The sequence below is a fragment of the Scytonema sp. UIC 10036 genome (assembly GCF_009725235.1).
Genome location: NZ_WJFC01000304.1, coordinates 1 through 11,961 on the forward strand (window position 1 = coordinate 1; position 11,961 = coordinate 11,961).

Here is an 11,961-nt window from a genome sequence, read left to right on the forward strand (position 1 = left end):
AACAATCCAAAAACCAAAATCCAAACTCCACAAACAAAAATCAAAAATCCAAAATCCAATATCCAAAATCCAAAATCCAAAATCCAAAATCCAAAATCCAAAATCCAAAATCTCCCCTCGACCGACCCCTCCCTTGGGACCATCTCGATACAGGTATCGATAAAAAATGGCTCAAGGAAGATTTGCAACGTGCTTTACAAGCAGCTACAGTACCGGATTGCTCTTTTGAAGGCTGTTCTCACTGTGGGGTTTGCAGTACTGACTTCGGTCATAATGTCGTGATTTCACCACCAGAGATTCCCAAATTTGCTGGTGAGTTCGTACCCAATACAACAAAAGCGCAAAGATTGCGTGTTTGGTTTGGTAAACTGGGTAACATGGCTTTAGTCAGCCATTTGGATTTACTGCGCTTATTCGATCGCGCTTTGCGACGAGCGGGATTACCAATTTCTTTCACAGGTGGATTTCACCCACATCCTCGCATCGCTATTGCCAGTGCTTTATCTTTAGGAGCAACTAGCAGTGGTGAAGTTGTGGATTTCGATCTGACAGAACCAATTGAGATGGAAGATTTTCGGCAAAAACTAGCCGCAGCCCTACCATCAGATACTCCTATATATAAGGTGGAACAACTTGATTTAAAAACACCAGCAGCAGCAAGAGTGTTGGAAGCAGCAGAGTATTTGATGACCGTAGCTAGTTCCCATGGAGAAGTGGTTCCTGTACAATGGCAACGTTGGATTGATACAATAAAAGCGAAGGATGAGATTTTGTGGGAACACACGACGAAGTCTGGTAAGAAACAGTTAGTAAATCTGCGCGATCGCTTGTTCGAGTTGGAAATGGTAGAGCCATCAAGTTTGACCTCAACCAATGTCCAATACGGTTTTAAACACCAAGAAGCCAACGCAGTCGTTTTACGTTATGTAGGCAGCTGTCGCCAAGATGGAACAGTGTTGCGTCCGGAGCAAATTCTGTCTATCCTAGAACAAGTAGCAGGTGCAGAATTTCATCTGCTTCACGTTCACCGCAATCGGCTGGTTTTAGCGGTATAATCTTGGAGAGGGCAATTTGCTAGTGGTTGCCCTCTAAATGCATATCTTGGGAATTGATTTTTGACAAGGTTGCGTTAGAATTAGAGGAAGAGAAATTTTCTGGCGCTGCATTGAGCGATTGTCTGGTTCACTACCCTGGTACAAGTCAGGGCATAACAGCAAAGATGTTAGAGTGCGATATTTAGGATTTTATCCGGTGAAAACCCGCTATCTGATTCGTGAAACACTCTCCTTAACAGCTAGAATCGCGATCCAGCAATCAAAAGCAAGCACAGTAGGCTTCTCTAACTCTATAATTTTTAAAACTACTTTGGGTGCTCGAACCTTTAGTGGTAAGAGACCTGCATCAAAAATTAACCAGAGACGGGTGCTTAATTTACTTAATATAGTATGCAGCCGTTCTGGAATAATCAAAAAAGCCAAGTGCGTTGGGAAGGTACACCGTTAGGCGGTTATGCCCCCTTGAATGTGGTGCCATTGAGTTTCCCAACTTGAAGCAACTAGCGCTCGTTGGAAGCAGAAGTTTGAGCGAAGAATCGCAATTTTTATTACAAGCTGCACTGACTCAGGCTTGCAGGGGCTTTTCAAGAACAATAAACCCCGAAGTCTGTTTGTGCCGCCGAGAATTGAGGAACATAATTGAATGCCAAAACAAATTATCATAGCAGAACAACATCAGATTGCTGCTGTATTTTCTGAAGACCAAATACAAGAATTAGTCGTAGCTACGGGTCATCACCAAATTGGTGATATTTACTTGGGTGTAGTAGAAAATGTATTGCCTGGGATAGATGCTGCTTTTGTCAATATAGGAGATCCGGAACGGAACGGTTTTATTCACGTAACCGATCTCGGACCCCTACGGCTCAAGCGTACAGCAGCAGCAATCACAGAATTGTTAGTACCGCAGCAAAAAGTGTTGGTTCAAGTGATGAAAGAACCAACAGGAACCAAGGGACCGAGACTTACGGGAAACATTACCTTACCGGGACGTTACGTAGTACTGATGCCTTATGGGCGCGGTGTGAATTTATCGCGCCGAATTAAGAGCGAAACCGAGCGTAACCGCTTGCGTGCTTTGGCAATTTTAATTAAGCCTGCAGGTATGGGTTTGCTAGTACGTACTGAAGCAGAAGGGAAGCCAGAAGAGGCAATTATAGAAGATTTAGAATTGCTGCAAAAGCAGTGGGAAGCTATCCAGCAAGAAGCACAATCAACTCGTGCGCCAGCACTGCTGAATAGAGATGATGACTTTATCCAACGCGTACTGCGCGATATGTACGGCGCGGATGTTAACCGAATTGTGGTTGATTCCAGTACGGGTTTAAAGCGAGTGAAGCAGTACTTGCAAAACTGGAGTGGCGGACAAACGCCACAAGGGTTGTTAATCGATCATCACCGCGATCGCACTGCTATATTAGAGTACTTCCGCATTAATGCTGCTATTAAAGAAGCCCTCAAACCAAGAGTAGATCTACCTTCTGGCGGATATATTATTATTGAACCAACAGAAGCATTAACGGTGATAGATGTCAACTCTGGATCGTTCACGCGATCGGCAACAGCCAGAGAAACCGTTTTGTGGACTAACTGCGAAGCTGCGGCAGAAATTGCCCGTCAGTTACGCTTGCGTAATGTTGCTGGAGTGATAGTCGTTGATTTTATTGATATGGAATCGCGACGAGACCAACTACAAGTTTTAGAACACTTCAACAAAGCACTAAAAGCAGACAAAGCCCGTCCCCAAATTGCTCAACTGACCGAATTAGGCTTGGTGGAACTGACTCGCAAACGCCAAGGTCAAAATATTTACGAATTGTTTGGTAAAACCTGTCCAACTTGTGGCGGTTTGGGACATGTTGTCCATCTCCCTGGCGAGACTGAAACCCGTTTGCCAACATCACCTGCAGAATTACCAGATCGCTTTGCTCCATTGTCTAATAGAGAACAACCCCGATTGGCGCAGACAACTAGAATACCTGAAGCACGGGAAAGCAACTACGACGGATATGGAGAACCATCACCTTATGAAACGGGTAGCGAGGTGTCTTCTCTAAACTTAGACCATCATCCCAGTTACCGGGAAATAAGCGAAGATAGAACAAAGCGCCGTATCCGCCGCAGCACCCGCCAGCAAGGGTTGAATGGAGGAAACGGTAAAGAAGAAGCCCGGACAATCGGTAGCCCATCACTGTCTTTTGAGCAAGACTTTGAGCTTGACGACGAACCCGAACTTGGAAACGTATCAGAAATTCCCTTACCCGTTCCTAAAGGAACATGGAGTGACAGACCCGAACGGACTAAAATTACCAGGATAGAACCTGTCAAACCAGTGGTAGAACCACCGGAGATTGTCACAGTAGAAATGTCTCCTCCAGAACAGGAAGTTTTTGCTTATACGGGTGCGTCTCCACTGCTGAAATTGAATCGTGAGGTCAAAAACCCCAGGGCAGTTATTGTTAACGTTACCCTTCCCGGTCAAAATTCAACCGCACCAGTTACTGAATCCACTTCTGCAACTGAATCAACTCCGCCAGCTATTAGCGAACCACCAGCAATGACTCAAACTATAGTTGAACCAGTCATTCACAAACCAGAACCAGATACAGCGGTTGATGAACCAGTGGTTGCCGAAGCAGAAGAGAACACTGATGTAAACATTAGCACAAGTGGACGTCGCCGACGCCGCCGTTCCTCTTCTCTGGACTCCGAGTGATGCATCTATCTTGTGCAACAGACCAACTTATGATAGAGACAGAGCAAACTGCCACTTCTTCCAAATCGCCAGCGTCGTTACAAGAAACAAAATGGTTGGAGTTTTCCAAACTGTTAAATGTTCAAAGACCGATTGCAGGCGTAGATGAAGTAGGTCGAGGTGCTCTATTTGGTCCTGTGGTGGCAGCAGCTGTGATATTACCCGATCTGGCTTTGCCTCATCTTGTGGCAGCCAATATTAAAGACAGTAAAAAGTTGTCTGGTAATCAAAGACAATTGCTAGCCCAACAGATTTGTGAGTTGGCACTAGACTGGAAAATTGGATTTGCATCCACCGCAGAAATTGACCGGATAAACATTTTGCAGGCAACACTGTTAGCAATGAAGCGGGCTGTGCTGAAGTTGAAAATACAGCCTGCTTTATGCTTGATTGATGGCAATCAGTTAGTGAAGGACTTACCACTGCCACAGCAAACAATAGTTAAAGGTGATGAGTGTTCTTTGGCTATAGCCTCTGCCAGCATTGTTGCCAAAGTTTGGCGCGACGCCTTGGTGTTGCGTCTAGCTTCTAAATATCCCATGTATGATTTAGAACGTAACAAGGGATATGGCAGCAAAAGTCATCTAATGGCGTTGCGCCAGTATGGGCCAACGCATTTACATCGCAAGTCTTTCCGCCCCTGCCAGAACAATTATGAATTATGAATTATGAATTGTTCTGGCAATAGAGGTAAGTCTGTAGTTTCGGTTGTCAGGGGTGTTTGCTGTGTTTGTGATAAAGCCCACTGGCGGTAATCAGCTAGGAGCTGATATTGCAATCTTTGCTTGATTGTTAGCAAAACACTCTTAAGCAATCCATTGCCTGTCGCTTCTAGGATAGCTTTGGGTGTAAAGGAAAATGGAGGTGGTAAATCCACTTGAACTTCTAAATCGGCTCTTCCTTTAAGGTAAGTGCCACTACTTAGCTGTTCTGGGGATAAATACCCTTTTAAGTTTAAAGAAAAACGTTGGTTGATATATTCAATACCTAGAATTTCACAACCTACCGATCGCACGCGAATTGTTCCATTTGATTCCGCCGTGACTTTTAAGTCTACAGTGGGCTGAATACTTAATGTCATAAAACTTAGAGGACGCAATTTCAGACGAAAGACTTCCTCAGACAGCTGCTGAATGCGATTGGGGTCAAACAATGCCCTAACTAATCGTTGGGGCTGTCGCAAATAGTGCTGAATCGGAATAGGCTGCTCCGGAATTGCCATTGCAACCGATTGAGATGCAGTAAACCGAGTAGGCATGAGAGTATTAAAATACTTGTTAATTAATTGTAATAGTTTTTAACAATTTTGTGTCTTTGTGCAAAAAATCTGAGAGGATGTAGTTAATTGTAAGGCTTTGGGTTATAAGAAAACAAGTTCAAGAAGGCAGAGGGCAGAATTAGGGTGGGCATTGCCGCACAAAAGCACGATTTGGTTGTTCCATCTGTCCTCTACCTTTCTTACAGCCATTTTCAGGTAAATAGACCACAGTCGTAGGGGCGCTCTTGCCTTGCGTCCCTACAAACGGTATGGTTCATTTAGGTGAAAACTGCTGTCATAAAATTTGTGGCAGGTTTGATAGAAATGGGATATAAAGACCTGTATAAGGAAAAGGTTCTGATGTATCATTAAGAACCTATAAATCTATCTCATTGCGCCACAAAAAACTTCATGACTTTATCGATCGCACATTTAGGACCTCCTGGCACTTATGCGGAACAAGCAGCGCTCCTTTATTTCAACTGGCTGACAAAAACAAAAAACCAGAGAGCCATTTTATGTCCGTATCCCAGCATTGCTCAAACATTGCATGCTGTTGCACAAGGACAGACAAAACTGGCTGTGGTACCAGTAGAAAATTCTATTGAAGGTAGTGTGACTATGACGTTAGATGCACTATGGCAGCTGGATGGTTTGCAAGTTCAGTTAGCTTTAGTCATGCCAATAGTCCACACATTAATTTCCTGTGCTCAAAGTATAGAAGATATCAAAACCGTTTATTCTCATCCACAAGCCCTAGCCCAATGTCAGGGATGGTTGGATAGAGTTATACCAAAAGTACAATTAATTCCCACAAATTCTACAACAGAGGCATTACTGCAACTCAAGCAAGATCCAACAGCCGCAGCTATTTCTTCTCAACGTGCGGCACAACTCTATAACTTGCCTGTTCTGGCAACTGGGATTAACGACTACCCAGAAAACTGTACTCGATTTTGGGTGATCGGCAAAAATTACATCCCATTTGCTCGCCCCTCTCATTTAGAACGAGCCAGTCATACCTCACTTGCTTTTAGCACTCTTGCAAATGTACCGGGCGCACTAGCAAAACCCCTACAAGTATTTGCCAGTATAGGAATCAACTTAAGCAAAATTGAATCCCGTCCGACAAAGCGATTGTTAGGGGAATATTTATTTTTTATCGACTTAGAAGCAGATTCATCCGAAACTCACATCCAGTCTGCTTTGGCAGAGATAACACCTTATACAGAGGTCTTAAAAATTTTCGGCAGCTACAACGTTTTGCCAATTCAAGAGTTAGGAGTTAGTGGTTAGTTGTTAGTTGTTAGTGGTTGGTTGTTGGTTGTTAGTTGTTCATTATCACCACTAACCACCAACCACTAACCATCAATTAAAAGTATCTTTGAGAACAGTACGGGCTGCTAAATGATTGCGAGTGGAAGTCAAAATCTCTGATTCTCTTTCCAAACGCTCTGCCGTATCTTGAAGTTCTAACAATGCTTGCTGCTCTGCTGCAACACCATAAAGGTTGCTTGCAATCCAGTAAGATAGCTCTACTGGTAAATCTGGCAAATCGTCAGGTAACTCAATGTTTTGATCTGTCAGTTTCGCTGAAAGCCTAACTACATCTCGCAGCAGTTGTTCTACCTCAGTCGCTAAAGGTCTTAAGTCTTTTACGGGAGGTTTGTCCTCAATCCACTCTACCAAACCTACCCGGTACGGCTTTTCTCGAACGTACTTAAGAAGACGAAACCTCTGCTGCCCTAGAGTCCACATCTTCATCCGACCATCAGGTAGACGCTGATGCTGAGTGATTTCCGCACAGCAACCAACATTAGCGATCGTACCTCTTACCGGATCGACCATCAAAACACCGAACCTGCGATCGCTTTCCAGAATCGTGTTCATCATGATTCGGTAGCGAAATTCAAAGATGTGCAGGGGTAAAGGTCTAGTAGGGAACAACACTACTTCTGGCAACGGGAACAGAGGTAGTTCGCAAACAGCAATTCTAGAAGTTGATGTCATGTTTCCTATGTATAAATTTCTTAGTCTTAAATATTTATTTTTCTTTACTTTTCCCCTACTTTCTCATATTCTATCATTCCGACCTGAAAGCAAATAAAAAGCCCTAAAAAATCTTTCTTAGGGCTTTGTTATTTATTATACATTGTTAGTGGTTAGTGGTTAGTGGTTAGTGGTTAGAAATACAAGTAGGTAGGGAAGACAGCCCGCCACATGACTTTGTTAGTGGGCATTGTCAACCTACCAACTAACAACTAACAACTAACAACTAACTAATAACTAATAACTATAGTTTCACTTCAATATCCACACCAGAAGGAAGATCCAGTTTCATCAAAGCATCGATAGTCTTGGAAGAAGGCTGATAAATGTCAATGATTCGGCGATGGGTACGGGTTTCAAAATGTTCCCGTGAATCTTTATCTACGTGAGGAGAACGCAACACACAGTAGATGCGGCGTTTTGTGGGGAGAGGAATCGGTCCGATAGCTGTTGCATTGGTGCGGTTAGCTGTGTCTACAATCTTCTCGCAAGATGTGTCGAGCAAGCGACGGTCAAAAGCTTGTAAACGAATTCTAATCTTTTGCTGCTGTAGTGTTGCCATTTTTAATTTTCCAGGTTCTGAGTAGGTTGGTTAGTGGTTAGTGGTTAGTGGTTAGTGGTTAGTAGAACAATCAACAACTAACAACTAACAACTAACAACTAACTATAAAGCGTGAAAAAAGCAGAGATGTATTATACCATCTCTGCTCCTTTTTTAGTTAAGGTGCAAAGGTACTATTTGAGAATTTTGGAAACAACACCAGCACCGATGGTACGACCACCTTCACGAATAGCGAAGCGCATTCCTTGCTCGATCGCGATCGCGTTGATGAGTTCTACACTCACTTTGATCCGGTCACCGGGCATTACCATTTCTGCTGCACTGCCATCATCACTGGTGAAAGCTTTGATGGTGCCGGTTACGTCTGTTGTCCGCACGTAGAACTGAGGACGGTAGCCAGCGAAGAAGGGTGTTTTGCGACCGCCTTCTTTTTCTGTCAACACGTACACTTCACCTTCAAATTGGGTGTGTGGAGTGATGGAACCGGGCTTAGCAATAACCATTCCCCGTTCAATATCTGCTTTTTGGATACCGCGCAGTAGTATTCCGGCGTTATCCCCAGCCATACCTTCTTCAAGGCTCTTCTTGAACATCTCGATACCAGTAACAGTGGTGCTGCGTGTAGGTTTGATACCAACCAGTTCCACGTTATCACCGATTTTGACTTTACCCCGCTCAATACGTCCGGTAGCGACTGTACCGCGACCTGTGATGGAGAATACGTCTTCTACCGCCATCAGGAAGGGCTTATCAACATCTCGTTCTGGGGTGGGGATGTAGGAGTCTACAGCATCCATCAGTGCGTATATTTTATCTACCCACTTGTCTTCGCCCCGTTGTGTTTTGGGCGCAGCAGTCATTTTTTCCAGCGCTTGCAAGCCAGAACCGATGACAATAGGAATATCATCGCCGGGGAATTGGTAGCTAGATAGCAGTTCGCGGACTTCCAATTCTACCAGTTCCAAAAGTTCTGCGTCGTCCACCATGTCTTCTTTGTTCAAGAAAACAACCAGACTGGGTACACCTACCTGTCTTGCCAAGAGGATATGTTCGCGGGTTTGAGGCATGGGACCGTCAGCTGCGGAAACCACTAGAATGGCACCATCCATCTGAGCAGCACCGGTGATCATGTTCTTCACATAGTCAGCGTGTCCGGGACAGTCCACGTGAGCATAGTGCCGATTTGCGGTTTCATACTCTACGTGAGCGGTGTTGATGGTAATACCCCGTGCCTTTTCTTCTGGAGCAGCATCAATTTCATCGTACTTTCTTGCTTGTGCCTGACCCAGAGCTGAAAGGGTCATGGTGATAGCTGCTGTTAAAGTGGTTTTACCGTGGTCAACGTGACCGATGGTACCGATATTGACGTGGGGTTTATTCCGTTCAAACTTTGCGCGTGCCATGAATTGTTTTGTCCTTTGTCAATTGTCCTTTGTCAATTGTCCTTTGTCCTTTGTCAATTGTCCTTTGTCTTTTACTAATAACAAATGACTAATGACAAATGACTAATGACTATTAAGCGTTCCCTTTACTTTTAGCGATGATTGCCTCAGCTACGTTGCGAGGTACTTCTTCATAGTTGCTAAATTCCATTGAGAAGATGCCCCGACCTTGGGTCTTAGACCGGATGTCTGTAGCGTAGCCAAACATCTCTGACAGTGGTACTTTGGCAGTTACTTTCGCAAGCCCTGCTTCAGACCCCATGCCCTCAATTTGTCCGCGACGGGAATTGAGGTCGCCCATTACATCCCCAAGGAAGTTTTCGGGAACTTCTACCTCAACTTTCATCATAGGCTCTAACAGAATTGGTGTAGCTTTCATCGCTGCTTCCTTCACTGCCATTGAACCAGCAATTTTGAAAGCCATTTCTGAAGAGTCTACTTCGTGGTAAGACCCATCGACTAAGGTTGCCTTGATATCGATGAGAGGATACCCGGCTAATACACCGGATTCACAGGTTTCTTTGATACCTGCTTCTACAGGCGATACGTACTCTTTTGGTACGGAACCGCCTACAATCTTGGAGACAAATTCAAAACCACTTCCGGGTTCCCCTGGCTCCAAGTCAATCACAACGTGACCGTACTGACCTTTACCACCACTTTGACGGATGAATTTACCTTCGACTCTGGTGACGGGTTTGCGAATGGTTTCGCGGTAAGCAACTTGTGGCGCACCCACGTTTGCTTCCACTTTAAATTCGCGTAACATCCGGTCTACAAGAATTTCTAGGTGTAGCTCACCCATCCCTGCAATCACGGTTTGGTTGGTTTCTGGATTCACGCTCACGCGGAAGGTGGGGTCTTCTTCCGAAAGAGATTGCAGAGCCTTGGACAATTTGTCCATGTCATTCTTGGTCTTGGGTTCAACCGCAACCGAGATAACAGGCTCGGGAATGTATAGGGATTCGAGAATGACTGGCGCACTTTCATCACATAGTGTGTCACCTGTCAAGGTATCTTTCAATCCCAATGCAGCACCCAGATCGCCAGCTCTGAGTTCGTCAACGTCCAATCGATCGTCTGCTTTTAACACCACCAAGCGGGAAATCCGTTCTTTCTTTCCTTTGGTTGCGTTAAGGACGTAACTGCCCTTCTTCAGAACACCAGAATATACGCGAACGAATGTCAGACGACCGTAGGGGTCTGCCATAATCTTGAAAGCCAGCGCTGACAGGGGTTCGTTATCGTCAGCACGACGTTCAACAGTTTCACCAGAAGATACTGTACCTTGAATTGGTGGTACATCAATTGGTGCGGGTAGGTAGTCTACTACTGCATCCAACAGCAGCTGCACGCCTTTGTTTTTGAATGCGGAACCACAAAGCATGGGCACGATCGTACCTGCAACTGTTCCTTTCCGAAGGGCTGTGCGAACTTCTTCTTCAGTGAGTTCTTCACCCTCGAAGTACTTGTTCATCAGGTCGTCGTCTGTTTCCGCCACTGCTTCAATCAGCTTGTTGCGGTATTCTTCTACCTGAGCCGCCATATCTTCGGGAATGGCTGTTTCCTGAATATCAGTTCCTTGGTCATTGGTGTAGATGTATGCGCTCATCTTCACCAAGTCAACAATACCTTTGAAATCGCTTTCACTGCCTATGGGCAACTGAATGGGAATCGCATTTGCCCGCAGGCGATCGCGTACTTGATCGTAAACTTTATAGAAGCTTGCGCCCGTGCGATCCATCTTGTTAACAAACACGATGCGAGGCACTTTGTAGCGATCTGCTTGACGCCATACAGTTTCTGTTTGGGGTTGCACGCCACCTACAGAACATAACACTGTAATAACACCATCTAGCACCCGCATGGAACGCTCTACTTCTATGGTGAAGTCTACGTGTCCGGGAGTATCAATAATGTTAATTTGATGATTTTTCCAACTGGTACTGATAGCAGCAGCAGTGATAGTGATTCCCCGCTCTCTCTCCTGTTCCATCCAGTCGGTAACAGCAGTTCCTTCGTGAACTTCACCAATCTTATGAATTATCCCAGAGTAAAATAATATTCTCTCTGTTGTTGTGGTTTTGCCCGCATCTATATGCGCCGCAATACCTATGTTGCGTACCTTCTCTAGCGGGTGGTTACGTGCCACAGCTGCCTCCTATAGTTTTCGCCTCATGATATCTTGTATATTACACTTTGTTAAGATAGTATACTTTTACGGAAAACCGTCTTTTGAATTATGAATTATGAATTGTGAATTATGAAAGTTTGAGTCATTCAGCCTTTTTCACCATTCATCATTCATAATTCATAATTCTTCAGTAGCGATAGTGTGCAAATGCTTTATTCGCTTCTGCCATGCGGTGCGTTTCTTCCCGCTTGCGAATGGCATTCCCGGTTTCGTTTGCCGCATCCATCAATTCATTTGCCAGTCTACCTGCCATTGTCCTACCGGGTCTAGATCTTGAGAACTGAACCAGCCAACGTAAGGCAAGAGTTGTACCCCGTTCGGAACGGACTTCCATTGGCACTTGATAGGTAGCACCACCTACACGTCGGGCTTTCACTTCTACCAATGGAGTTGCATTTCGCACTGCTCTTTCAAAAACTTCTAATGGATCGCCTCCAGTCCGTTCCTGAATCGTTTTCATAGCATCATAAACAATCCGTGCGGCTAAGGATTTTTTGCCGTGGCGCATAATACGTCTAATCATCATACTGACCAGACGGCTATTGTATACAGAGTCAGAAGGAACTGGACGCCTTTGAATTACACCTCTACGAGACATACTTAGTAACCTTTAGTTTCCATCTTGCAATAGGGGTTAGGGGGTAGG

10 protein-coding genes are annotated in these 11,961 nt (G+C 44.7%); 4 read left to right on the top strand and 6 right to left on the bottom strand.

Annotated elements, in window-relative coordinates:
* The 3 genes from F7734_RS57790 to F7734_RS57800 all read left to right on the top strand — a co-directional run.
* Window positions 1-1,055, top strand: a 1,055-nt coding sequence (locus F7734_RS57790; RefSeq protein WP_243147617.1) for a TIGR03936 family radical SAM-associated protein, incomplete at its 5' end; no start/stop codon positions are given.
* A gap of 643 nt (window positions 1,056-1,698) precedes the next feature.
* Complete coding sequence (locus F7734_RS57795) at window positions 1,699-3,771, top strand: Rne/Rng family ribonuclease (RefSeq protein ID WP_155753142.1); 2,073 nt, start codon at window positions 1,699-1,701, stop codon at window positions 3,769-3,771.
* Window positions 3,772-3,800: 29 nt separating this feature from the next.
* Complete coding sequence (locus F7734_RS57800; protein ID WP_155753143.1) at window positions 3,801-4,475, top strand: ribonuclease HII; 675 nt, start codon at window positions 3,801-3,803, stop codon at window positions 4,473-4,475.
* Here the strand turns inward: F7734_RS57800 and F7734_RS57805 are convergent.
* Window positions 4,463-5,068 (bottom strand): DUF1997 domain-containing protein, encoded by a 606-nt coding sequence (locus tag F7734_RS57805; protein WP_155753144.1) that lies wholly within the window; start codon window positions 5,066-5,068, stop codon window positions 4,463-4,465. The genes F7734_RS57800 and F7734_RS57805 overlap by 13 nt on opposite strands.
* 411 nt (window positions 5,069-5,479) lie before the next feature.
* Between F7734_RS57805 and pheA the strand changes: the two genes are divergently transcribed.
* Window positions 5,480-6,364 carry a prephenate dehydratase gene (gene pheA / locus F7734_RS57810; RefSeq protein ID WP_155753145.1) on the top strand — a complete coding sequence of 295 codons (885 nt, stop codon included), beginning with the start codon at window positions 5,480-5,482 and terminating at the stop codon, window positions 6,362-6,364.
* A 72-nt stretch (window positions 6,365-6,436) separates the two neighbouring features.
* Here the strand turns inward: pheA and F7734_RS57815 are convergent, their stop codons facing one another.
* The 5 genes from F7734_RS57815 to rpsG all read right to left on the bottom strand — a co-directional run bounded on the left by F7734_RS57815 (window position 6,437) and on the right by rpsG (window position 11,913).
* Window positions 6,437-7,078 (bottom strand): LON peptidase substrate-binding domain-containing protein, encoded by a 642-nt coding sequence (locus F7734_RS57815; protein WP_155753146.1) that lies wholly within the window; start codon window positions 7,076-7,078, stop codon window positions 6,437-6,439.
* Window positions 7,079-7,361: 283 nt separating this feature from the next.
* Complete coding sequence (gene rpsJ / locus F7734_RS57820) at window positions 7,362-7,679, bottom strand: 30S ribosomal protein S10 (protein WP_008232935.1); 318 nt, start codon at window positions 7,677-7,679, stop codon at window positions 7,362-7,364.
* 173 nt (window positions 7,680-7,852) lie between these two features.
* Window positions 7,853-9,082 (bottom strand): elongation factor Tu, encoded by a 1,230-nt coding sequence (gene tuf, locus F7734_RS57825; RefSeq protein WP_155753147.1) that lies wholly within the window; start codon window positions 9,080-9,082, stop codon window positions 7,853-7,855.
* A gap of 112 nt (window positions 9,083-9,194) precedes the next feature.
* Complete coding sequence (gene fusA / locus F7734_RS57830) at window positions 9,195-11,273, bottom strand: elongation factor G (protein WP_166482797.1); 2,079 nt, start codon at window positions 11,271-11,273, stop codon at window positions 9,195-9,197.
* Window positions 11,274-11,442: 169 nt separating this feature from the next.
* The gene (gene rpsG / locus F7734_RS57835) at window positions 11,443-11,913 is read right to left on the bottom strand and encodes a 30S ribosomal protein S7 (protein WP_155753148.1); all 471 of its coding nucleotides are present in this window, start codon (window positions 11,911-11,913) and stop codon (window positions 11,443-11,445) included.
* Window positions 11,914-11,961: the final 48 nt, after the last annotated feature.